Origin of the sequence: Paracoccus haeundaensis, from assembly GCF_006239215.1 — a bacterium.
GTDB classification, from domain to species: Bacteria; Pseudomonadota; Alphaproteobacteria; order Rhodobacterales; family Rhodobacteraceae; genus Paracoccus; species Paracoccus marcusii.
Map to the genome: position 1 here is coordinate 34537 of NZ_VDDC01000011.1, position 22745 is coordinate 57281.

At 66.8% G+C, this 22745-nt stretch carries 26 protein-coding genes; 4 read left to right on the forward strand and 22 right to left on the reverse strand.

The features are described from left to right. Window positions 1-12: 12 nt before the first annotated feature. The 6 genes from FHD67_RS06695 to rfbC are packed head-to-tail and all read right to left on the reverse strand — an operon-like array spanning window position 13 to window position 5885. Window positions 13-912, reverse strand: coding sequence for a glycosyltransferase family 2 protein (locus FHD67_RS06695; protein WP_139598258.1), 900 nt, complete (start codon window positions 910-912; stop codon window positions 13-15). Next, window positions 909-2528: a glycosyltransferase gene (locus FHD67_RS06700; RefSeq protein ID WP_139598259.1), complete on the reverse strand. Its 1620-nt coding sequence runs from the start codon at window positions 2526-2528 to the stop codon at window positions 909-911. The genes FHD67_RS06695 and FHD67_RS06700 overlap by 4 nt, the downstream gene beginning before the upstream one ends. 33 nt (window positions 2529-2561) lie before the next feature. Continuing rightward, window positions 2562-3434 carry a glucose-1-phosphate thymidylyltransferase RfbA gene (gene rfbA / locus FHD67_RS06705; RefSeq protein WP_046000549.1) on the reverse strand — a complete coding sequence of 291 codons (873 nt, stop codon included), beginning with the start codon at window positions 3432-3434 and terminating at the stop codon, window positions 2562-2564. Continuing rightward, window positions 3431-4291, reverse strand: a complete 861-nt coding sequence (gene rfbD / locus FHD67_RS06710) for a dTDP-4-dehydrorhamnose reductase (RefSeq protein WP_046000548.1) — start codon at window positions 4289-4291, stop codon at window positions 3431-3433. Before rfbD ends, rfbA begins: the two co-directional genes overlap by 4 nt. Then, complete coding sequence (rfbB, locus tag FHD67_RS06715) at window positions 4291-5328, reverse strand: dTDP-glucose 4,6-dehydratase (protein WP_046000547.1); 1038 nt, start codon at window positions 5326-5328, stop codon at window positions 4291-4293. Before rfbB ends, rfbD begins: the two co-directional genes overlap by 1 nt. Next, a complete protein-coding gene (gene rfbC / locus FHD67_RS06720) occupies window positions 5325-5885 on the reverse strand; it encodes a dTDP-4-dehydrorhamnose 3,5-epimerase (RefSeq protein ID WP_046000546.1) in 561 nt (186 codons plus the stop codon). The genes rfbB and rfbC overlap by 4 nt, the downstream gene beginning before the upstream one ends. Before the next feature lie 172 nt (window positions 5886-6057). Between rfbC and FHD67_RS06725 the strand changes: the two genes are divergently transcribed. Continuing rightward, entirely contained in the window at window positions 6058-7044 is a 987-nt protein-coding gene (locus tag FHD67_RS06725; protein ID WP_139598260.1) for a glycosyltransferase, read from the forward strand. On the opposite strand, the gene FHD67_RS06730 is transcribed toward FHD67_RS06725, so the two are convergent. The 6 genes from FHD67_RS06730 to FHD67_RS06755 are packed head-to-tail and all read right to left on the reverse strand — an operon-like array spanning window position 7041 to window position 11982. After that, window positions 7041-7631, reverse strand: coding sequence for a hypothetical protein (locus tag FHD67_RS06730; RefSeq protein ID WP_045981878.1), 591 nt, complete (start codon window positions 7629-7631; stop codon window positions 7041-7043). The genes FHD67_RS06725 and FHD67_RS06730 overlap by 4 nt on opposite strands. Continuing rightward, complete coding sequence (locus FHD67_RS06735; RefSeq protein ID WP_045981879.1) at window positions 7628-8452, reverse strand: ABC transporter permease; 825 nt, start codon at window positions 8450-8452, stop codon at window positions 7628-7630. Before FHD67_RS06735 ends, FHD67_RS06730 begins: the two co-directional genes overlap by 4 nt. Beyond that, complete coding sequence (locus FHD67_RS06740) at window positions 8449-9171, reverse strand: ABC transporter ATP-binding protein (RefSeq protein WP_139598261.1); 723 nt, start codon at window positions 9169-9171, stop codon at window positions 8449-8451. The genes FHD67_RS06735 and FHD67_RS06740 overlap by 4 nt, the downstream gene beginning before the upstream one ends. A 6-nt stretch (window positions 9172-9177) precedes the next feature. Then, window positions 9178-9792, reverse strand: coding sequence for a cupredoxin domain-containing protein (locus FHD67_RS06745; protein ID WP_246071251.1), 615 nt, complete (start codon window positions 9790-9792; stop codon window positions 9178-9180). Window positions 9793-9829: 37 nt separating this feature from the next. Then, entirely contained in the window at window positions 9830-10801 is a 972-nt protein-coding gene (locus FHD67_RS06750; RefSeq protein ID WP_139598262.1) for a YVTN family beta-propeller repeat protein, read from the reverse strand. A gap of 8 nt (window positions 10802-10809) precedes the next feature. Further along, complete coding sequence (locus FHD67_RS06755) at window positions 10810-11982, reverse strand: ABC transporter substrate-binding protein (protein ID WP_139598263.1); 1173 nt, start codon at window positions 11980-11982, stop codon at window positions 10810-10812. Window positions 11983-12157: 175 nt separating this feature from the next. Between FHD67_RS06755 and FHD67_RS06760 the strand changes: the two genes are divergently transcribed. The 3 genes from FHD67_RS06760 to FHD67_RS06770 all read left to right on the forward strand — a co-directional run bounded on the left by FHD67_RS06760 (window position 12158) and on the right by FHD67_RS06770 (window position 14145). Continuing rightward, the gene (locus tag FHD67_RS06760) at window positions 12158-12664 is read left to right on the forward strand and encodes a DUF3280 domain-containing protein (RefSeq protein WP_046000541.1); all 507 of its coding nucleotides are present in this window, start codon (window positions 12158-12160) and stop codon (window positions 12662-12664) included. Then, window positions 12661-13215 carry an SRPBCC family protein gene (locus FHD67_RS06765; RefSeq protein ID WP_139598264.1) on the forward strand — a complete coding sequence of 185 codons (555 nt, stop codon included), beginning with the start codon at window positions 12661-12663 and terminating at the stop codon, window positions 13213-13215. The genes FHD67_RS06760 and FHD67_RS06765 overlap by 4 nt, the downstream gene beginning before the upstream one ends. A gap of 66 nt (window positions 13216-13281) precedes the next feature. Further along, window positions 13282-14145: a YncE family protein gene (locus tag FHD67_RS06770; RefSeq protein ID WP_218062285.1), complete on the forward strand. Its 864-nt coding sequence runs from the start codon at window positions 13282-13284 to the stop codon at window positions 14143-14145. Here the strand turns inward: FHD67_RS06770 and FHD67_RS06775 are convergent. The 10 genes from FHD67_RS06775 to FHD67_RS06820 all read right to left on the reverse strand — a co-directional run bounded on the left by FHD67_RS06775 (window position 14120) and on the right by FHD67_RS06820 (window position 22743). Next, complete coding sequence (locus FHD67_RS06775) at window positions 14120-14650, reverse strand: PQQ-dependent catabolism-associated CXXCW motif protein (RefSeq protein ID WP_139598266.1); 531 nt, start codon at window positions 14648-14650, stop codon at window positions 14120-14122. The genes FHD67_RS06770 and FHD67_RS06775 overlap by 26 nt on opposite strands. After that, window positions 14647-15468: a quinoprotein dehydrogenase-associated putative ABC transporter substrate-binding protein gene (locus FHD67_RS06780; protein WP_139598267.1), complete on the reverse strand. Its 822-nt coding sequence runs from the start codon at window positions 15466-15468 to the stop codon at window positions 14647-14649. Before FHD67_RS06780 ends, FHD67_RS06775 begins: the two co-directional genes overlap by 4 nt. Next, window positions 15465-16127 (reverse strand): c-type cytochrome, methanol metabolism-related, encoded by a 663-nt coding sequence (locus FHD67_RS06785; protein WP_246071252.1) that lies wholly within the window; start codon window positions 16125-16127, stop codon window positions 15465-15467. Before FHD67_RS06785 ends, FHD67_RS06780 begins: the two co-directional genes overlap by 4 nt. A gap of 129 nt (window positions 16128-16256) precedes the next feature. After that, complete coding sequence (locus tag FHD67_RS06790) at window positions 16257-18059, reverse strand: methanol/ethanol family PQQ-dependent dehydrogenase (protein WP_046000536.1); 1803 nt, start codon at window positions 18057-18059, stop codon at window positions 16257-16259. 169 nt (window positions 18060-18228) lie between these two features. After that, a complete protein-coding gene (gene fghA / locus FHD67_RS06795) occupies window positions 18229-19062 on the reverse strand; it encodes an S-formylglutathione hydrolase (RefSeq protein ID WP_046000535.1) in 834 nt (277 codons plus the stop codon). Further along, window positions 19052-19573, reverse strand: coding sequence for a GNAT family N-acetyltransferase (locus tag FHD67_RS06800; protein WP_139598268.1), 522 nt, complete (start codon window positions 19571-19573; stop codon window positions 19052-19054). Before FHD67_RS06800 ends, fghA begins: the two co-directional genes overlap by 11 nt. Further along, window positions 19570-20202 (reverse strand): ATP-dependent Clp protease proteolytic subunit, encoded by a 633-nt coding sequence (locus tag FHD67_RS06805; protein ID WP_045981891.1) that lies wholly within the window; start codon window positions 20200-20202, stop codon window positions 19570-19572. Before FHD67_RS06805 ends, FHD67_RS06800 begins: the two co-directional genes overlap by 4 nt. 79 nt (window positions 20203-20281) lie before the next feature. Next, window positions 20282-21412, reverse strand: coding sequence for an S-(hydroxymethyl)glutathione dehydrogenase/class III alcohol dehydrogenase (locus tag FHD67_RS06810; protein ID WP_046000533.1), 1131 nt, complete (start codon window positions 21410-21412; stop codon window positions 20282-20284). 108 nt (window positions 21413-21520) lie between these two features. Further along, window positions 21521-22105, reverse strand: a complete 585-nt coding sequence (gene gfa, locus FHD67_RS06815; RefSeq protein WP_139598320.1) for an S-(hydroxymethyl)glutathione synthase — start codon at window positions 22103-22105, stop codon at window positions 21521-21523. A gap of 107 nt (window positions 22106-22212) precedes the next feature. Beyond that, window positions 22213-22743 carry a nucleotide exchange factor GrpE gene (locus FHD67_RS06820; protein WP_045981894.1) on the reverse strand — a complete coding sequence of 177 codons (531 nt, stop codon included), beginning with the start codon at window positions 22741-22743 and terminating at the stop codon, window positions 22213-22215. Between the last annotated feature and the right edge of the window lie 2 nt (window positions 22744-22745).

Here is a 22745-nt window from a genome sequence, read left to right on the forward strand (position 1 = left end):
TCACCTTGTCCGTCAAACGCGCTCAATGGCCGGGCGAAACCCCAAGCCTTTGATGATCGCGCCATAGATCTGGCGGCGCAGGGATGAGGGCACGTCGCCGCGGCGCATCTGCCCCCGGACTCCATAGGCATAGGCCAGCACGCCCATCAGGCCCATCTCGCGCCGGCGCCATGAGGTTTCGTTGCGGGCTCCGTACTTGAACTTCCACAGGCTCTTGTCGTCGACCAGGCCGAAGTTGACGCCCCGGTTGTCGGGCGTGTCGTGGACCACGACGCTTTCGGGCACGAAGATGCCCGGATAGCTGCGCGCGATGCGGCGGGTGTATTCGGCATCGTCGAACCAGATGAAGTAATCCGCGATCGGCAGTCCGTGTTCGCTGACGGCCCAACGCGGGATCATCACAGACACGAAGGACGCGCTGTCCACCAACGCCCAGGCACTGCCCGGCCGCACGAAGCGTGCCCAGTCCCATACCGTGCGCGGACAGTTCATCTCGCACAGCGATCCGTCGATCCACTCGACCCGCGAACAGGCAAAGCTGGGGCGCCAGCCGTTATCGGCCTGGAAACCCGTCAGGGCCCGATGCAGGGATTGCAGGGCGTCCGGTCGGGGATAGGCGTCGTCGTCCGACACCCAGAAATACTGCGCGCCCATCTGGTAGGCTGCCTTGATCCCGGCATGAAACCCCCCCGCCCCGCCGACATTCGCCGGCAGCCGCAGGTGGCGGATGGTCGGGTCGGCGTCGGCCCGCGCCTGCACCAGCGCCGCGGTGTCGTCGGTCGAGGCATTGTCCACGACCAGCACGATGTCGGGGCGCAGGGTCTGCGCCGCCAGCGCGTCCAGCACCGCCATCAGCTTGCCCGAGCGGTTGAAGGTGACGATGACCGCAGCCGTCTTGTTCAGGACGCTCATGCCGCGTCCCCCTGGGCCAGACGGCGATAGACGGGCATCAGCACCTCCTCGGCGGTCGGATCGGCGGTCAGACGCGTCCACGCAGCCTGCAGGGCGTCCTTGTGTCGCGCCAGGGTGCCTGCATCGCGCCACATCGCGTCGACTGCGGCCACGGTGCCCGCCACGGCCGCACGCGGCGCCAGCGGCACCAGCAGGCCGTCGGGCAGCACCTCGTCCTGGGATCCGACGCGGGTCGAGATGGGGATGCAGCCATGGGCCACGGCCTCGTAGCAGACCAGCGCCAGACCCTCGTTGTTCGAGGGAAGAAGCAGGATGTCGGACCGTTCCAGCAGGGCCGGAATGTCGGTATTGCCGGGCAGCAGGTCGACCTTGGACGACAGACCGTGCTTGCGCAGAAGGCGCGTCAGCGTGCCGTCATAGGGACCTTCGCCGACGATGGTCGCGGTCAACGTGATGCCGTTGCGCCCGGCCCAGGCATTCAGCGCGCGCAGGGCCTCGACCACCACGACCGGCCGCTTCTGATAGAACAGCCGCCCGATGAAGCAGGCATGCAGCGCTTTCTGTCCCGCCTGCAGGCGCAGCGGCGGCAGCGCATCGTTGTTCTTGCGGTCCAGCATGCGGCCCAAGACGACCTTGCCCGCCGGGGCATGGAAGCGGTCGCGGAAATAGCGGACCAGCTCTCCGCTGATGACATGCTGCATGTCCAGATAGTTGGACCACACGCCCGAGATCCGCGGATAGCCGCCATTCGCGTATTCGACGATATGCGTGCTGTCGATCGTCTGCACCCACGGCAGGTGCATGCGCAGCATGGTCAGGCTTTCGTACAGCGGCGTGCAATGGTGGATGTGCACGGCGCGGATGTTTTCCGCCATCGCCAGCCGCTGGACATAGCGCGGCCACAGGTGGTGCGGCAGATAGCGATCCAGTCGGATGAAGGTCAGGTCCGGATGGTCGGGCAGCTTGTCCGCCAGCCGCTGCACGGCCGAAACCGACGCCACGACGAACACCCGCAGCCCGGCCGCCAGCGCCCAGCGCATGGTGTCGAAGCCCAGCTTCTCGGCGCCGCCCATCTCCAGCCAGTGCATGCCGATCAGGATGGCGGGACGCTTGTCGCTGTCGGGCGCCACGGGCGGGGGCAACAGGGCCGAGCCGTCGCCCAGGGGCATGGCCGTCTGGTCCGTGCGTCGGTCGGCCTGGCGCTTGCGGGCCATCTCGGCACCATAGCGCACCTGTTCGTACCACAGCGGGCTGGCCCGGAACAGCGCGCCCAGACCGCGCATGGGCCTCCAGGGCGCATCGATCTGCTTGATCTCTCCGGGCAGAGGCAGGCGCGGGATGGCCAGGCGGATGGTCACCTGCGGCGCGCCGTCATAGGCGCCCGGCCGGGTCAGGGTGCCCAGATAATCCGCACCCAGGTCCTGGGGACGCGGATTGTGCGGACCCTCGATCACCTCGGGGGCGGCCCAGATCGGGTTGTTGCCCTGCGACAGGATGAAGAACAGCTGCTGCGTGGGAAACAGCAGCTCATAGATCGCACGGGCCTCGGCGATGCCGGCGGTCATATGGGCCACCAGCGCAGGATCTGCGGGCGTGTGCGAGGCAAGGTCGGACATGGGCGAGGTCAATCCGTCTGTCGGGAGGAAGGGTCAGTCGATCAGACGCAGCAGATAGGCCCCATAATCGTTCTTGGCAAACTTTGCCGCACGCGCGCGCAGCTGGTCAGGCGATATCCAGCCGGCCTCGAAGGCGATCTCCTCGGGGCAGCCGGTCTGCAGACCCTGGCGGTTCTCCAACGTGCGCACGAAGTTGCCCGCATCCAGCAGGCTGGCATGGGTGCCGGTGTCCAGCCAGGCAAAGCCGCGGCCCATGCGTTCGACGGTCAGCGACCCGTCATGCAGATAGCTTTCCAGAAGGGTCGTGATCTCCAGCTCTCCGCGATCGGAGGGCTGGACGGCGCGGGCCCGTTCCGGCGCGGTGCCGTCCAGGAAATAGAGCCCCGTCACGGCATAGTCCGACGGCGGCACGGGGGGCTTTTCGACGATGGCGCGGGCCCGCATCTGGTCGTCGAAATCGACGACGCCATAGCGTTCCGGGTCCGACACGCGATAGCCGAAGACCGTGCCACCCCCGTCGCGCGCATCTGCGGATGCCAGCAGCTCCGGCAGACCGTGCCCGAAGAAGATGTTGTCGCCCAGAACCATCGCGGACGGTGCGCCCGCCAGGAAATCCTCGGCCAGGATATAGGCCTGCGCAAGGCCGTCGGGGCTGGGCTGCACGATGTAGGTGAAGCTGATTCCCCACTGGCTGCCGTCGTCCAGCAGGCGGCGGAACTGATCCTGATCCTCGGGGGTGGTGATGATCGCGATCTCGCGGATGCCGGCCAGCATCAGGACGCTGATCGGATAGAAGATCATCGGCTTGTCGTAAAGCGGCAGCAGCTGCTTGGACACGCCCATGGTGATCGGATACAGCCGGGTGCCCGATCCGCCGGCCAGAATGATGCCCTTGCGCTGTGTCATGCCTTGTCCTTCAGTTGATCCAGAACGCGGGTCAGCCCGGCCCGCCAGTCGGGACGCGCGATCCCGAAATCCCGCGCGATGCGTCCGCAATCCAGCCGCGAATTCAGCGGGCGCGCGGCGGGTGTCGGATAGTCGGATGACGGGATGTCCGCCACCTGCGCGGCCAAGCCCGCCTGCGCCATGATCTGGCGCGCGAACTCGGCCCAGGAGGCGTCGGGCGTGCCCGCGAAGTGATAGATCCCGCCCGTGGTGTCGGGCCTGTCGCGCATGACGCGGATCATCCGCAGGCAGGCGGCCGCGATGTCGGCGGCAGGCGTCGGCCCCCCGATCTGGTCGGCCACTACGGTCAGGCGGTCGCGCTCCGCGCCAAGGCGCAGCATCGTCTTGACGAAATTCGCGCCATGGGCGGAGAACACCCAGGAGGTCCGCATCACGGCCCAGACTCCGCCCGCGGCGGCCACGCCCTGCTCTCCGGTCAGCTTGGTCGCGCCATAGACGCCCAGGGGTGCGGTGGGCGCATCCTCTGCCCGCGGCTGGTCGCCCGATCCGTCAAAGACGTAATCGGTCGAGATGTGCAGGAACGGGATGCCCAGATCCGCGCAGGCCCGCGCAATCGCGGCAGGCGCGTCGGCATTGACCAGGCGGGCGGTGTCCGGGTCCGTCTCGGCCCGGTCCACGGCGGTGTAGGCGGCAGCATTGATGACCGCACGCGGACGCGCCGCGCGGATCAGGGCGGCGCAGGCGGCGGGGTCGGTCAGATCGGCCCGGTCGCGGCCCGCAAAGGTCGCATCGGGCGCCAGCGTGGCCAGTTCCCGCGCGACTTGGCCGGTGCGGCCAAAGACCAGCAGGCCCTGCATCAGGCCGTCCCCAGACGCTTGCCCACGCCGTCACGGTCCAGCAGCGGCTGCCACCAGTCGCGATTGGCCAGATACCATTCGACGGTGCGGCGCAGCCCCTCCTCGACCGTCACGGACGGGCGCCAGCCCAGTTCGGTGCGGATGCGGGTCGGGTCGATCGCATAGCGGCGGTCATGGCCCGGACGGTCGGTCACGAAGGTGATCAGGTCCGCATGCGGCGCGCCCGTCGGGTGCAGCTCGTCCATATGGGCGCAGATGGTTCGGACCAGGTCGATGTTGGTGGCCTCGTTCTCTCCGCCGATATTGTAGCTGCGGTTCAGCTGGCCCTTTTCCAGGACCAGCAGCAGCGCATCGGCGTGATCCTCGACATAGAGCCAGTCGCGGATGTTGCCACCGTCGCCATAGACCGGGATCGGCTGGCCCGACAGCGCCTTGAGGATCACCACAGGCACCAGCTTTTCTGGGAAATGATAGGGGCCGTAATTGTTCGAACAGTTCGTCAGCACGACGGGCAAGCCATACGTTTCGGCCCACGCGCGGACCAGATGGTCGGACCCCGCCTTGCTGGCCGAATAGGGGCTGCGCGGGTCATAGGGCGTAGTTTCGGTGAACTGCCCCGTCTCGCCCAAGGATCCAAAGACCTCGTCGGTCGAGATGTGGTGAAAGCGAAAGCTGTCGGGGCGCCCTTGGGCCGTCCAATAGGCGCGGGCGGCCTCCAGCATGTTGAACGTGCCGATCACGTTCGTCTCCACGAAGGCCGCAGGGCCGTCGATGGACCGGTCCACATGGCTCTCCGCGGCCAGGTGCATGATCGCGTCGGGGCGGTGCTGCGCCAGGATGCGGTCCAGCGCCGCGCGGTCGCGGATGTCGGCCTGCTCGAACGCGTAGCGGTCGGACCGGGCGGCCTCGGCCACGTTCTCCAGATTCGCGGCATAGGTCAGCGCGTCCAGGTTCACGACATGATGCCCACGTGCGATCGCCAGGCGAACGACGGCAGAGCCGATGAATCCGGCGCCGCCGGTGATCAGGATCTTCATGCCTGCTCCTCAAAGACGAAGGGCGATTTCAACTCTGCCAGCGGCTGCGCATCCCGATCCTTGTCGGACAGCAGCGGATCGGTGACGTCCCAGTCGATGCCGACGCTGTCCCAAGCCACCGCACCGTCCGACGCGCGGTCATAATGGGCTGTGCACTTGTAGACGATCTCGGTATCGGGTTCGCGGGTGACGAAGCCGTGAAGGAAGCCTGCGGGAATCCACAGCTGGCGGCCGTTCTCGAAGCTCAGTTCGGTCCCGAACCATTGGCCATAGGTCGGGCTGCCCATGCGCACGTCCACCGCCACGTCGAACAGCCGGCCACGCCCGCAGCGCACCAGCTTGCCCTGCGCGAAGGGGGGCGACTGATAATGCAGACCCCGCAGCGTGCCGGTCTGCGCGGACATCGAATGGTTGTCCTGCACGAACTCGGGCAGCACGACCCCGGCATCGGCCAGCGTCCTGCGATTCCAGCTTTCCGAGAAGAAGCCGCGCGCATCGCCATGACGGGCCGGCGTCAGCAGCAGCACTCCGGGCAGCGGGGTTGTTTCGATCTGCATCTTTGCCTCGGGCGGTTGTCCTGCACGATGTCTAGGGGCATCGACGCGCCTTGTCAGCCCCGTCCGGCACGGAAAACCAGCATGGGTGGCGGTTGCTGCACAAATGCCCTTCGTGGTATCGCGCGGTCGGACCCGGCCGCAGCCTGCCGGCAGATGACATGATCGGCACGCCATGGCCCATACCCGACCCTCGATCGCCGCCGTGGTGGTCACGTACAACCGGCTGGACAAGCTGACCGTCACGGTCGCGCGCCTGCTGGACCAGCCGGTCGATCACGTGATCGTGGTCGACAATGCCTCGACCGATGGGACCGCCGACTGGCTTTCGGCGCTGGACGACCCACGCCTGCGCGTCCATCGCAGCACCACGAACCAGGGCGGGGCGGGCGGGTTTTCCGTCGGCATGCAGCTTGCGCGAGACGAGGCGCAGGCCGACTGGACCGTGGTCATGGACGATGACGGTCGCCCCGCGCCTGGCGCCATCGACGCCTTTCGGGCGATGGATCTGTCGGGATGGGACGCGATCGGCGCCGCGGTGCATCACCCCGACGGCCGAATCTGCGAGATGAACCGCCCGTATCGCAACCCGTTCTGGAATCCGGGGGCCTTCCTGCGCACCCTGGCGCGGATGCCACTGGGCCGCGGCCGTGCCGGGTTCCATCTGGGCGACGGTGATTACCGGACCGGGTCACCGGTCTTGCCGGTGGACATGAGCAGCTTCGTCGGCCTGTTCCTGTCGCGCGCGGCGCTGCAGGGGGCCGGGTTACCCGACCCGCGCCTGTTCATCTATGGCGACGACCAGCTGTACACGCTGCAGATGCGCCGTGCCGGACTGCGCATCGGGTTCGCGCCGCAGGTGCGGTTCGATCACGACACCACGGCCCTGCAGGCGCAGGGTGGTGTCGTGCTGAGGCCGATGTGGAAGGTGTTCTACATGTATCGCAATGCGCTGATGGCCTATCGGGTGGCGGCGGGACCGTGGTTCTGGCCACTGGTCCCGGTGCTGCTGCGCAAGTGGCGGCGCAAGGCCGGCGATTACGGCCCGGACGCCGCCCTGTTCCGGACCATCCTGGATCAGGCGGTGCGCGACGGGCTGGCGGGCCGGCTGGACCGCAGCCATGACGACATCCTGCGCCTGTCGCGCAGCGACACGCCCTAGTCCAACTGGCCGGCGATGGCGCGGCCCAGCGTGAAGATGCGCTGTTCCAGGATCACCGGCGTCTCGCACACATAGGTCAGCGACTGCTGGCGTTCGGTGAAGATACGCTGATCCCAGTCCAGGGCCTTTTCCTCGGCGTCGATGGCGTCGAAATCGGGGGCCTCGGCGGCCTCCATTTCGGCCATGCGGGCGCGGCGTTCCTCGATCCGTTCGGACAGGTCCACCTGCGACCGGCCATAGCGCGCGATGCCCGCGATCAGCGCGCTGCGGTCACTGTCGATCCGGTCGAAGATTGCCTGCATCAGTGCGACCAGATGCGTGTCGGGGGCCTCGGCTCCGAATTCGGCGATCTCCGTCTCGGCCTCCTCGATCGGCAGGCGGCGCTGTTCCAGGCGTTCGGCCAGGCGGGCGATGTCGGGATCGCGGGCAAGGGCCAGCGTCTCGTCGTCCGGGATGGGGCCGGTCCAGACCTGGCCCATCGACAGATGCGGCTGCTTGCGCTGGATGCAGGGCCAGTCGGGATCGGTCCCCGCCGCGCCGAAGGCGGGACCGGCCAGCAGCGCCAGGGCCAGGGTGATGCGGATCATGCGGGACCTCCTTTCCGCCGGGCCCACAGGCCCTTTTGCGGATCATACATGAAGACCGCCGCGCCGAAGAACCCCGCCAAACATCCTAGGACCACCGCCAGGGCGGTCCAGTTCACCTGCATGTACAGCGCGAACCGGATCAGCTCGACCGCGTGGGTGAAGGGATTGACGGCACAGATGTCGTGCAGCAGCGGGCTGCTTTCGCGCATCCGCCACAGCGGGTACAGCGCGGACGAGGCAAAGAACATCGGGAAGATCACGAAGTTCATGACGCCCGCGAAATTCTCCAGCTGGCGGATCGCGCTGGACAGGAACAGACCCATCGCGCCCAGCATCAGCCCCGACAGGATCAGCGCCGGGATCACGGTGACATAGCCCCAGACGGGCGGGCGGATGCCCCACCAATACGCGATGGCCAGGAAGGTGAAGACCTGGATGATCGACACGATCACCCCCGCGATCAGCTTGGATCCCAGCAGGTACCAACGCGGAAACGGGCTGACCAGCAGCGTGCGCATGGCCCCGGTCTCTCGGTCGTAGACCATCGACAGCGATGACTGCATGCCGTTGAACAGCTGGATCATCGCGACCAGGCCGGGGGTCACGTAGACCTCGTACAGGACATAGGTCTGATAGGGCGGCGTGATCGACAGACCCAGCACGGCGCGGAACCCGGCGGCAAAGATGAACAGCCAGACCAGCGGGCGCACCAGTGCCGCCAGAAACCGCCCGCGCTGGTTGACGAAGCGCAGCGTCTCGCGGCGCGCGATGCCCAGAAAGGCGGTCAGCCAGCCGCGGGGGCGGTCGGTGGGTGCGGTCATGGCGCGACTCCGGTCAGGTCCAGGAAGGCGCGCGTCAGCCCGTGCGGCCCGGCGATGTCGGCGGCGCGACCCTGGCGCAGCACCCGGCCGCGATGCAGGATCACCAGGTCGTCGGCGGGGTCGATCTCGTCCATGATATGGGTGGCCCACAAGGCGGACACGCCATCGCGGGCGATCAGGCGGCGGGTCAGGGCCAATACCTCGGCCCGCGACTTCACGTCCAGGCCCACCGTCGCCTCGTCCAGCAGCAGCAGGTCGGGGCTGTGGATCAGGGCGCGCGCGATCTCGGCCCGGCGCGACTGGCCGCCGGACAGGGCGGTGACGCGGGTGTCGGCCTTGTCGGCCAGATCGACCTGGCCCAGCACCTGGTCGATGCATGGCCGCGCCAGCCTGCCGGGTATCCCGTGCAGGCTGGCGTGATAGATCAGGTTCTGGCGGATCGTCAGGTCGGCATCCATCGCGCGGCTTTGAAAGACCACGCCCAGACGGGCCAGCGCCTGCGACGGTTCGCGCCGCAGGTCGTGCCCCGCCACGCGGATCATTCCCGACCGGTTGTTGTAGAGCCGCGTCACAAGCGAGAACAGCGTGGTCTTGCCCGCGCCATTCACCCCCAGAAGGGCGGTGAACCCGCCGCGCGGCACCGTCAGCGACACATCGTCCAGCGCCTGCACGGCACCGAAATTGTGGCTGACATGGTCGATCTGCAACGCGGCGGTCAATGAACCCTACTGGATGTTGAAGACGGCTTGCAGACTGTCGCCCGAAGAACCCGGCACTGACAAGGTGTATCGACCGGGCAGCACCGCGACAAAGCTGAGGACCGCCGTGCCGTCGGCATCGAATTCGATGCTGTGCACGCCCATCGGCCGGATCTCGGTGTCGCCGATGACGATCTCGTTGATCCAGATCGCGCGGAAGAAGTCGCCGCCCGACAGGGCCAGCTCCTGGCTGCCGTCGGCCACGATGTTGATGCGATAGTAGCCGCCCGACTTGATCGTGTATTCGCCGCCCGCGACGGGCTGGCCGGATGCCAGCGTCAGGGGCGCCAGGTCGGTGCGGTTCTCTCGCGCCAGAAGGCCCGAGAAGCCGTAATCGAACATGCCGGTAGCGTTATAGGTCCCCTCGGACGGGGCCTCCTCCTCCTCGTCGTCATCATCCTCGTCCGCCTCGACGGCCTCGCCCGATTGGGTGCCCGCCTCGGCAGGTTCGCCCACAACGGCATCGCCGCCGGGTGCCTGCTCGGCAGAGGCGTCGGGGGCCGCGGCATCCTGGGCGGTGGCGGGCACCGCCAGGATCAGGGCCAAGGCGGCACCGGACATCAGTTTCGTCAGCGTGGTCATGGAATCTCTCCTCCTCAGGATATGCAGGGATGCCGGATCAGTCCGGGGCGACGACGACACCCCAGGGCTGCTGCCCCACGGGAACCGAGCGGACGACCTCGTTGGCGGCCACGTCGATGATCGACACGTCGTTGGAATTGCCGTTTGTAGTATAGAGGTATTTCTCGTCCGGGCTGAAGGCCAGCTGCCAGACCCGCTGCCCGACCAGCAGGTAATCGGTCACCTCGTCGGTGGCGGCGTCGATCACGGCGACCCGGTTGGCCGGGCCCAGGGCCACGAACAGCTTGGACCCGTCGGATGTCACGCGCGCGCCGACCGGCTGGATCGCCTCGGGCAGGACGCCGGGGATGTCGAAATTGATCTTCTTGGTGATCGTCTGCGTGGCCGGGTCGATCACGCTGACCGTGCCGCCGATCTCGGACGTGACGTACAGCTTGGTTCCGTCGGCCGTGTACTGGGCAAAGCGCGGGCGGCTGTCGACCAGCACGTTGGCGGTGATCTGGAACGTCTCGGTGTCGATGAAATGCGCCATGTTCGTCGTTTCCGACGTGTTGATCACGACCTTGCCGTCGGGGCTGACGCCCATGCCCTCGGGCTCGACGCCGACCGGCACCTCGGCCAGCATCTGGTGGGTCTTGGTGTCGACCACGGTGACGATGTTGTCGTCCTCGTTGGCGATGAACAGCGGGTTGCCCGACGGATGCAGCACGAACAGTTCCGGGTCTGGACCCGACGGCAGGGTGTGCATCTCCTCCATCGTCTCGGGGTTGAAGACGCGCACCAGGTTGTCGTCCGACGCGCAGACATACAGCTCGGTCCCGTCGGGGCTGATGGTGATCCCGCGGGGGCGGTTGCCCACGGGATAGGTCCCGATGACCTCGAACGTCTCTCCGTCCAGGACGGTGACGTCGTTGCTGCGTTCGTTGGTGACGAAGACGCGGTTCGCCAGGGCGGGTCCGGCGGCAAGCATCAGCGCAAGCCCGGCGGTGGCACTCAGAAGATGTCGCATGCAGCCTCTCAGAATTGGCATTGGGTTTCGGGGCGGTCGACGCCCAGCGTGTCCAGCTGGCTGGTCTGATGCAGGTACTGGTCCTGCGGGCTGACCGAGGTGGTCAGCACCCCGGTGGTCAGCAGGATGGGTTGGCGCACCTGGTGGTCCCAGTCGCGCACCGTCAGAGCCTGGCCCTTGAACCCCGCGACGTCGAAATCGGGGGACAGGATGAACTCCTTCAGCGCGGCGGGGTCGCCGGAATTGGTGCGGGTCGCCGCCTCTCCGACGATGCGCAGCGACAGCCAGGTCTGGTAATCCTCCTCGCGGATCGGGCGGGCGGCCAGCTTCTCGAAGCGGTTCTGGAACTGGGTGCCGCCCCAGGCCTCCATCGCCGGATGCCAGCTGCGCGGCACCAGCCCGGCGGATCCCGCCACCGGGCGCGCGTCCCAGGTCAGATAGGGCAGATAGGCGGCGAAGACGTCCGCCTCGTCCGCGGCGATGACCACATCATGGTCCGCGGCGCGCTGCGTAAAGACGGGCATCTGCGCCTGGACCTGCACGTGACCGCTGTCAGTGCGGCGCGCGCCGCCGGTATCGGTGTATTCGCGTTCCTCGACGATCTGGGCGCCGAACTTGGCGGCGCTGGTGCGCCAGGCTTGGGCCAGCGCCTGGTCCTCGGGGTGGCTGCCGTGGATCAGGAACCAGCGGGGCCAGTTCTTCCACATCAGGAACTGCGTCATGGCGTCGGTCAGCATCGCACGGCTTGGCGCGACGTGGATCGTGTTGAACCGGCAATCGTTCCCGCGCAGGTTGTCGCCGCGCGCCATCGCATTGAAGACCATCGCCCGGTCGCCCGCCTGGTCGGCCAGGGCCAGGGTCGTCGCGTCATCGGCCAGAAGCACGATGAACTGCACCCCCTCGTCCAGCAGGCGTGCCATCTCGGCCTCGGCGGTCTCGGGGGTTGCGGCGACCTCCTCGGCCTCGAAGTCCTGACCCATGAAGCGGCCGGTGGTGTCGTTGTCCTCGATCGCCAGGCGCGCGCCTGCAAAGCCCAGATCGGCGGGCATCAGGTCCAGCCGCGAGATCGGCGGCAGGCCAGGGTCGTCGACCCGCAGCACGGCCGTGCGGATCTGCACCGGGTCCGGGGTCTGGGCCGCGACGGGCTGGGCCAGTGCCACGGCACCAGCCAAAAGTCCCATGATTCCTTTGAACATTTCGTCTCTCCCTGCAGGCATGGTGGGGGGTGATCCGGGATGCGGCAAGCCGGTTATTGTTCCCGTTTCGTCCGGGAACTTTTCCCTCAACCCAAAGTCGGGGGCGGCTGCACCTTTTGTCTTAATGGACGCCTGCCCGACCCCGGCGCATGGTCAGGGGATGACCCGTTTCAGCCTGATATCGGCCTTGCTGCTGGCCCCCATGGCCGCCCTTGCCCAGCCGGCACCGCCCCCGGGGACCGCGACCTGGTTCGGCCTGCATTACATCGACACCTCGACCGAGGGCGCCATCAACGGCGTCCGCGCGGACGAAACCGCGCGCATCGCCATGGTCGAGGATTTCATCGCCGAAGACCTGACCGGACGCGGCTTTGCCCTGACCCCGCCCCCGGCCGAGGCGGTGGCGGGCATCCTGAACCCGGTCCGGTCGAACGGCGCCGATACCAAGATCGCCCGCGGGATGGGATCGGACTATGCCATCGCCGGAGAGGTGCAGAAGGTCTCCAACCTGATCCAGTCGGTCAATCTGACCCTGCGCGATGCCGAAACCGGAGAGACCGTGCGCGCCGGATCGGTCGAGATCCGCGGCAACACCGATGACGCGTTCCGGCGCGGCTACAGCTATCTGCTGAGAAATGTGATCTTTCGGGAGGAACGGAAGGAATGAGGACGACAGTTCTGGCGGGCGCGCTTGGTGCGGTGCTGGCCCTGACGGGGATGGCGGGGGCGCATGGCCCGTCGCGCCTGAAGACGGAAAAGACCGTGACGCTGGATGCCACCCCCGCCGAGGTGTGGGAGGTGATCGGCCGCTTCGACGACATGAGCTGGCATCCGGTGGTCGCATCGACCGCGATGACGCCCGAGGGCGCGGCGGCGGACGTTCCCGACGAATCGACCCGCGTGCTGACGCTGAACGGCGACGGGGCGCCCACCATCACCGAACAGCTGATGGCCATCGACAACGACAAGATGATGTACAAGTACATGATCACCGAGGTCGACACGGCGGTCCTGCCGGTGACCAACTACTCCTCGACGCTGCAGGTCAGCGACAAGGACGGCAAGGCCGAGGTCCTGTGGAAGGGCGGCTTCTATCGCGGTTTCCCGAACAACGAACCCCCGGCCGAACTGAACGACGATGCTGCCATCGCGGCGGTCGACGGCGTCTATCAGGCCGGGCTGGACGCCTTGGCGGAACGCTTTGGCCGCGTCGAATAGGTGCGGGGTGCTTTCCTGGCGCTGCTGCTGACAGGGTCCCCGGTCTTGGCCGGGGATCTTGCGTTCGTGACCTCGCAGAACGCCGATGCGTTGTCGGTGATCGACCTGGGGACGGGCGCGATCGTCGCGACGGCCGACATTCCAGATGCCCCTGCGCCTGTAGCCTATGACCCGCAGGCCGGGCGCGTCTATGTCATTGCCGCCGACAGCGGACGCCTGCACGTGCTGGACGAAGACGCCTTGCCCTTGGCCCATCGGGACCTGGGCGCCGGGGCCTTCGGATTGGCCGCGGCGGGCGATGGCGGGGTCTTCGTCACCGACTGGTACGGTGCGCGGCTGACGCGGCTGGACGCCGACCTGCAGCCGGTCTGGAGCGCGCCCACCGGCGACACGCCGGCGGGCGTGGCGACCGACGGTATGGGCCTGGTGGCCACGGCGGATCGTGATGCGGATCAGATCAGCATCTTTGACGCAGGGACGGGCGCGCTGCTGCATCGCGTGGCGACGGCCGGGGCGCATCCCTTCGGCGTGACCTTCCATGACGGGCGGCTGTTTTCGGCGGATGTGCAGGGGGATATGGTGTCGGTCATCGATCCGGTCGCAGGGCAGCTGACGGGCCGGGTGCCAACCGGCAGCCATCCCTATGCCGTCGCCTTTGCCGGGGGGCGGGGTTTCGTCACCGATCAGTATGACGGCACCGTCACCGTGTTCGACGCGACCACGCTGAACCCGGTGGCGACCGTCACCGTGGGCGATTATCCCGAAGGAATCGCGACCCTGCCCGACGGCAGCGGCGTCGCCGTCGCGAACTGGGATTCGGACACACTTACGATTCTGGACGCCAAGACGCTGGTGGTGACGCACATCATCGACATGCCATCAGGTCCCCGCGCCTTCGGCAGCTTTACGGGGCGACAGGCTCCACGGTGACCAGCGGCTGGCCGGCTTGTTCCCAGGCATCCGTGCCGCCGGGGAACCAGATCACCGGGTCAAAGCCCCATTCGACCGCCCGCCGCGCGGCGTTCCAGCTCATCCAGCAGTCGGACCGGCAAAAGATCACCACGGGGCGATCGGGATCGCCGGCCTTGGCGCGGGTCAGCCCGTCGCGCAGGCGCGCTTCCTCGGCAGGGGACAGGGCTTCGTACCCGGTGTCCCACAACCATTCGGCCCCGGGAATCGAGCGGTGGGGCGGCTCGTTCCAGATCGTCCCTTCTGGAAGGCCCGCGGGCTTGGCCTTGGGCCGCGGCAGCACGTCCAGAAACGCCGCCTGCCCCTGCAGGGCGATGGCCTGACCCACGTCGATGACCTGCGCCCCGGCCAGCGTTGCCGGAACCGGAGAGCGATAGGGTTCGCCGTGATAGGTGTCGGGCTTGGGCACGGTTTCGGCCCGCGCCGCGGGTGCCAGCAGCAGCGCCAGCACCAGCAGCCGGATCACGGCAGCACTTCCTTGCCATAGTCGTCGACCAGCGGTACCCCGGCATCGTGCAGGATCTGGTTGATGCCGTCCTGATTGCGACGGATCAAGCTGTTCAGCTCGCGCTTCCATTCCTGCTCCTCGGGGCGCACCCCCATGGTGATGCGGAAGAACAGGCGCGGCGACGCCTCCTCGTGCAGCAGGGGCGTGAATTGCAGGTCGGGGTCGTCCTTGACGCGCGGTCCGGCCAACGGGCCCCACAGCACGGCGGCGCCCGTCGCACCGCTGCGGACATCCTCCAGCAGATCGCCCATCGGATCCTCGACCCGGCGGTCGACGAACAGATCCGCGCCGCGCATGTTGGGCGCCAGACCCGCCCGCGCCAGATGCGTGGCAGGCGGCGTTCCGGCCACGACGCCGATGCCGACCTCCTTCAGCGCCGGGTCGCTGAGGCGGTCAACCTTGGCCAGCGGACCGTCCCTGCGCGTCACGATGCCATAGACCGAGGTGTAGTAGTGGTTGGTGTTCTGGACCAGTTCGTCCCCCTGGGCATAGCCGATCACCACGTCGCAATTGCCCTCCCGCAGGGTGCGTTGCACGAACCCCATGCCCGACGGGAACCAGAAATAGGTCACCGGCAGTCCAAGCTGCTGGCCGAAGAACTCGGCCAGCTTGTTCTCGAACCCGCTGCCGTCCCGGCTGGACATCGGCGCGTTCGCGGGGTCGGCGCAGACCCGGAACTGGGTGGTGGAGCGCAGGTCCGCCACTTGGGCCGCGGCCGGGGTGGACAAAACCCCCACCGCCAGCACCAGCCCGGCAAGGCGTCCTAGGGCCGTCAACTGGACATGCAGGAATCTTCCTGCGCGGTATACTCTTCTGACTTGTCGGCGCGTTCCGCCGGACGACCGCGACCGATCTCGCCTGTGCCATGCGCCAGCAGATAGACATAGATGTCGTCGATATAGCACCAGACGTTCTTGTTGGTGCCGAAGGCGGGCATGACCGAGTTCGTGCCCTGCCGCCCCGACGCCACGGTCTGCATGAAGTCGTAATAATCCATGCGCAGCACCGATTCCTTCAGCGCGGGGGCATAGGTCGACCCCTCGCCGTCAGGACCGTGGCAGACATGGCATTCCGCGTGATAGCGGCGGAAACCGTTGAAGGTCGCGAAATCGACGACGCCATCCTCGACCTTGAAGGTCGGAATGCCCTCGTCATTGCGCCAGCGGCCGTCCAGCTCCTCGACCGGGGTCGTGTCCTGGCCGTTGGGCAGGACATGGGCGCCTGCGGCTGCGGTCTCGGTCCCTTCGACGGCTGCGTCGGCTGCAGGTTCGGCGGCTGCGGCATCGGCGGGGGCCTCTGCCGCGGCATCACCCGACACGGCGGCGGCCGCACCAGCGCCCGCGTCCGCCGGGGGCGTCGTTTCGGTCTGCGCCCAAGCCATGCCGGCCAAGGACGCGCCCAGAACCAGCGCCGTGAGGCTGGTGATGGCTTTCATGTCGGAAGTCCTCCCAAAGTCGTCTGTCTCCTCAGACGGTTCCGCCCCAGTCTAGTGCTGGGGCGGCGCCGTCATAGGTCACGCTTGCGTATGCGGAACGAAAGTATGAGACGCCCCGCGGCCGGCAGATCAGTCCGGCAGTTCGAACACGGTCAGCTGACCGCCCAATTCGGTATAGTCGCTGAGGGCCGCATAGCCGCCCACGGCACCCAGACCGTCATTGGGATTGGTCAGACCGGCCGCCAGACCGATGCCGGCCCATCCGCCGACACCCGACAGAACCGCGACATACTGCTTGCCGTTGTTCTCGTAGGTCATCGTGTTGCCGATGATGCCCGACGGCGTCTTGAAGCTGTAGAGCTCCTCGCCCGTCTCGGCGTCGACAGCCTTCAGGTAACCTTCCAGCGTGCCGTAGAAGACAACGTCGCCCGCGGTCGCCAAGGCGCCCGACCAGACCGAGAACTGCTCCGGCAGCGACCACTTGATCTCGCCCGCGACGGCGTCCCAGGCGATGAAGTTGCCCATGCCGCCATGGCTTTCGGGCGCCGGATACATCGACAGCGTCGCGCCGACATAGGGCTGACCTGCGGTATAGGCGACGCGGAAAGGTTCATAGTCCATGCAGACGTGGTTGGTCGGCACATAGAACAGGCCGGTCTTCGGCGAATAGGACGCCGGCTGCTGGTCCTTGGAGCCCAGCGCCGCCGGGCAGACGCCGGTGGTGTTGGTATCCTCGCCGTTCTGGGCGGTCGAGTATTCCGACACGACCAGCGGACGGCCGTAGGTCTCGGAGTCCTTGTTCATGTCGACTTCGGTCGCCCAGTTGACGGCCGGGTCGAACTTTTCGGCCACCAGCAGTTCGCCCGTCTCGCGGTCCAGCGTGTAGCCGAAACCGTTGCGGTCGAAGTTCACCAGCAGCTTGCGCATCTGGCCGTCGATTTCCTTGTCGACCAGGATGTTCTCGTTCACGCCGTCATAGTCCCATTCGTCATGGGGCGTCTTCTGGTAGAACCACTTGGCCATGCCGGTATCGGCGTCGCGGGCCATGATGGTCATGGACCAGCGGTTGTCGCCGGGACGCTGCGACGGGTTCCAGGTCGACGGGTTGCCGGTGCCGTAATAGATCAGGTTCAGGTCCGGGTCATAGGAATACCAGCCCCAGGTCGAACCGCCGCCGATCTTCCACTGATCGCCTTCCCAGCTGTTCAGTGAGCTGTCGGCACCGATGGGCTTGCCCAGGTGCATGGTGGTTTCCGGATCGACCAGCATCTCCTCGTCGGGACCGGTCGAATAGGCCTTCCAGACCTCGGACCCGTCGGCCAGGCTGTAGGCGGTGACGCGGCCGCGCACGCCGTATTCGCCGCCCGACACGCCCACGATCACCTTGTCGCCCACGGGCAGCACGGTCGCGGTGTTCGTCTCGCCGATGGCCGGATCGCCGGTCTTGACCGACCACTTGACCTCGCCGGTCTTGGCGTCAAGCGCCACCAGCGTCGTGTCGGCCTGGTGCGACAGGATCAGTCCGTCTGCATAGGCCGGACCGCGATAGACGGTGTCGCAGCACATGACCGCGATGACCTCGGGGTCCTGCTGGGGCGTGTAGCGCCACAGGATCTTGCCGTTGTCGTTCAGGTCCAGCGCGAAGATGTTGTTCGGAAAGGGCGTGTGGACATACATCACGTTGTCCACGACCAGCGGCCCGCCCTCGTGTCCGCGCAGCACGCCGGTCGAGAAGGTCCAGGCGACGCGCAGGTCGCCGACGTTCTCACGGGTGATCTGGTCCAGTTCGGAATACCGGGTGTTGGCATAGTCGCCGGTCTGGATGGCCCATTGTCCGGCCTCGGCGGTCTCGGTCAGGACGCTTTCATTCGCGTAAGCCGATGCGCCGGTCAAAAGCAGCGCGACAGCCGCGCTGTTCAAGAGATGTTTCATCGAGTGCTCCTCCGCTCCCTGGATAAGCGCCGCGGATTTCCTCCCCCCGCGGCATTCCATGTCCAAGTAGTTGGTCGGGCACCCCCTTGCGTCAATCGCGGCCCCTGCCCTTTGCCCCTAAAGTCTTATGGGAAAACGGCAGGAGCATCGGGAATGTTCGGCAATCGGTTCAGACCAGCCGTTCGGCATGCCAGAAGACATGGTCGGCCATGAAGCTCTGGACGAAGAAGTAGCTGTGGTCATAGCCCGGATGCATGCGGAACTGACCGGGCTGGCGGCGTGCCATCATCGCGTGGGCCAACGATTCGGGACGCAGCAGGTCCAGGAACTGGTCATTGGCGCCCTGGTCGATCAGCACCTCTCCGGGATAGCCCTTCTCGGTCATCAGCAGCGTCGCGTCATGGGCCCGCCATGTGGCGCGATCCTCGCCCAGATAGGCCGTGAACTGCTTGCGACCCCAGTCCGATTCCGTCGGGTTCGCGATCGGAGAGAAGGCCGACACCGACTTGTAGCGGTCGGGATGGGTCATCGCGATGGTCAGCGCGCCGTGCCCGCCCATCGAATGGCCGGTGATGCCCATCGCATCGCGGTCGATGGCGAAGTTGTCGGACACCAGTTCGGGCAGTTCATGGACGATGTAATGCCACATCTGGAAATGCGGCTTCCACGGGTCCTGCGTGGCGTTCACGTAAAAGCCCGCGCCCTGGCCCAGGTCATAGGCCTCGTCGTTGGCCACACCCTCGCCGCGGGGCGAGGTGTCGGGAAAGATGATGGCGATGCCGGCCTCGTCGCACCACTGCTGGGCGGCGGCCTTGGTCATCGCGTTCTCGTGGTTGCAGGTCAGGCCGGACAGGTACCACAGAACCGGTACGCGCCCGTGCAGCGCCATCTCCGGCAGGTAGACGGCAAAGGTCATGTCGGTGCCGGTGGCCTGCGACTTGTGGCGATAGACGCCCTGGGTGCCGCCGAAGCTGCGGGTTTCGGACAGGGTCTCAAGGCTCATCGGGCTCTCCCTTCAGGGTGTGGAACATGACCAGCCCATCGACCGGTCCAAGCTGGGGATGACGAAACGCCCCCGGCAGCCGGCCGACAATGGAAAATCCGGCCTTCTGCCACAAATGGACGGCATCGGCATTGGTCGACACCACGAAATTGAACTGCATCGCGGCGAATCCCTGCGCGGCGGCCCATGATTTCGCATGTTCGACCAGCCCGCGGGCGACGCCCCGCCCCCGCGCGTCCGGATGGGTCGCAAAGGACGCGTTGGCGACATGCGACCCGCCTGCGGGGCGGTTCGCGCCCACATGGCTGGTCCCCAGGATGCGGCCGTCCAGCACCGCGACGAAGGCCGTGAAGGGATGTCCGAACCAGTCGGCGATCGCCTCGGGGCGGGTGATGTCGCGGGGGATGCAATAGGTTTCTCCGGCACGATAGACGGGCTCCAGGATGGCCCAGATCGCATCGTGATCGGCGGGGGTGGCCGGGCGGATGGTCAATCCGCCCCCTGCCGTCATTTCAGGTCGTCCGCGCTGCGGATCACCTGGCCCAGCAGGCCGTAATCCAGCGCCTCCTGCGTGTTCAGCCAGAAATCGCGCTGCGTGTCCTTTTCGATCCGCTCGACCTTCTGACCGGTCGCCTCGGCGAAGATCTGGTTCAGGCGATCGCGCATCAGGCGCACCTGTTCCGCCTGGATCATCATATCCGAGGACGTGCCGCCGATCCCGCCCGAGGGCTGGTGGATCAGGAAGCGAGTGTTGGGCAGGCAGTAGCGGTTTTCCTTCTTCGCCGCGACGAAGATCAGCGCGCCGGCGCTGGCGACCCATCCCGACCCGATGGTGCGTACGGTGGGACGGATGAACTTGACCACGTCGTGGATCATGTCGCCCGATTCCACATGCCCGCCGGGGGACGAGATCAGCATGTTGATCGGCTTGTCGCTTTCCTCGGCCAAGGCCAGAAGGTGGGCCACGGTGCGCTGCGCCAGCTTGTCGTTGATGGCGCCGGCGACGATCACCGTGCGCGACTTGAAGTACAGCTTGCCGATCTTGTCGCCTTCGGGCAGGCCCAGCCCGCCCTCTTCCTTGTGGCGGCGGTCGTCTTCTTGCGGTTCGTCGTCGTCATCGTCCAGCCACTGGTGACGCATCGGCCTGCTCCTTGTTCTCTCTCATGGCGACGGCGGGACCGGGGCCCCGCCGTTCTTTTACCTAAGCAGCCATGAAGGATCAGTAAAGGACGACCGAGCGGATCGATTCACCGTGATGCATCAGATCGAAGCCCTTGTTGATATCGTCGAGCGGCATCGTGTGGGTGATCATCGGGTCGATCTCGATCTTGCCGTCCATGTACCAGTCGACGATCTTGGGCACGTCGGTCCGCCCGCGCGCGCCGCCGAAGGCCGTGCCCTTCCAGACCCGGCCGGTGACCAGCTGGAATGGGCGGGTGCTGATCTCGGCGCCCGCCGCGGCCACGCCGATGATCACCGACACGCCCCAGCCCCGGTGGGTGCATTCCAGCGCGTCGCGCATCACCTTGGTGCTGCCGGTCGCGTCAAAGCTGTAATCGGCGCCGCCGATCTGGTCGAAGGGGGTCTTGGTCATCTCGACGATGTGCTGGACGATGCCGCCGTCGATTTCCTTGGGATTGACGAAATGCGTCATGCCGAAGCGTTCGGCCATCTCGCGGCGGTCGTTGTTCAGATCGACACCGATGATCATGTCCGCGCCTGCCAGCCGCAGGCCCTGCACGACGTTCAGGCCGATGCCGCCCAAGCCAAAGACAACCGCCTTGGCGCCGATCTCGACCTTGGCAGTGTTGATGACCGCGCCGATGCCGGTGGTCACGCCGCAGCCGATATAGCAGATCTTGTCGAAGGGCGCGTCGTCGCGGACCTTGGCGACTGCAATCTCGGGCAGGACCGTGTGATTGGCGAAGGTCGAGCAGCCCATGTAGTGATAGATCGGCGTGCCATCCAGCATGCTGAAGCGGGTCGTGCCGTCGGGCATCAGGCCCTTTCCCTGGGTCGCGCGGATCTTGGTGCACAGGTTCGTCTTGCCCGACAGGCAGGACGCGCATTCGCGGCATTCGGGCGTGTAGAGCGGAATGACGTGATCGCCGACCTTCAGCGAGGTGACGCCGGGGCCGACCTCGACCACGACGCCCGCGCCCTCATGGCCCAGGATGGCGGGGAAGATGCCTTCCGGGTCGTCGCCCGAACGGGTGAATTCGTCGGTATGGCAGATACCGGTGGCCTTGATTTCGATCATGACCTCGCCGGCCTTGGGGCCTTCCAGGTTGACCTCCATCACTTCCAGCGGTTTGCCGGCCTCAAGGGCCACGGCGGCACGGGTTCTCATGACTATTCTCCTGTTCCCTCACGGGCTTGTCGGTCGGGCGTTTCAGTCAGGTCTAAGGGGCCGACAAGCGGCCCCTTGGCTGTTCTTCCAGTCTAATGCGCATCCCCGTCAAGCGGGCAGCGCACCGGAGCGCTTGGCGATGCTGGTGGCGATCGCGTCCATCAGCGGCGGGGACAGCGCGTCATAGGGCTCCAGCCCCAGTTCGCGCAGGCGCGAACGGATGCCGTCCATGCGGCTTGGTTCGACCCCCGATTCGATGACGGAGCTGACGAATGCCGCGAATTCCGGCGCCGACCAACCCTGTTCCCCCGACAGTTCGGTATGAACGAAGTCCAGCCCATAGAACGGATGGTCCTTGTTCTCGATCCGGCCGTACATGTGCACGCCGCACTCGCGGCAGCGGTGGCGCTGGATGGCGGCCCCAGCGTCCACGACCTCCAGTTTGTCGGCGCCCTCCAGGACCTCGACGGAATCGCGGGACACCACGGCGATCTGGCTGAACACCGCATCGTCGGGTTTCCAGCACTTGGTGCAGCCGCAGACATGGTTGTGGGCGGTCTGCGCGCTGACCCGGACCTTGACCGGGTTCGTCGCGCAGTGACACGTCAGGACCCCGCCCGAGAAGCCCGGGCTGCCTTTCGCGATGCCGTGATCGACGGCAGGGTGGATATGCACCCCCTGAGTGCTGGTCATCATCCCCTCCTCTGGCTGACCGGTGTGACCAAGCGTCGCGCCATCGGGAACATTCGGCAAGTCAGCGGAAGGTAGCAGCCCGGCCCGCGGACCGGGCTGCGAATCGGTCAGCTGGCGGGGGTCGAGGACACGCCGACCTTGGCCGGGCGCAGCAGGCGGTCGTGCAGCATGAAGCCGTTATCCATCACCTGGATGATGTGGCCCGCGACGGTGCCGGGGACCGCGGCCTCGAACATCGCCTCGTGGTGGGTGGGGTCGAACTTGTCGCCGGCCTCGGGGCGGATGATGGTCACGCCGTGCTTGGTGAACACGTTGGACAGCTCGCGCAGGGTCAGTTCGACCCCCTCGATCAGAGCGGCGGCGGCGGTGCGCTGCTCCTCTCCCGCGGCGTCCAGCGCGCGGGTCAGGGCGTCATGCACGGGCAGCAGGTCGCGTGCCAGGCGCGATCCGCCGTAATTCTCGGCGTCGCGGCGGTCCTTGTCGGCCCGCTTGCGCGAGTTTTCGGCATCGGCCAGCGCGCGCATCCACTTGTCGCGCAGCTCGTCGCGCTCGGCGGTCAGCTGGGCCAGCGCGTCATCGGGCTCTGCCAGGGGGTCATCCATGAATTCGTCCATGGGCTGTTCGTTCTGCTCGGTCATTT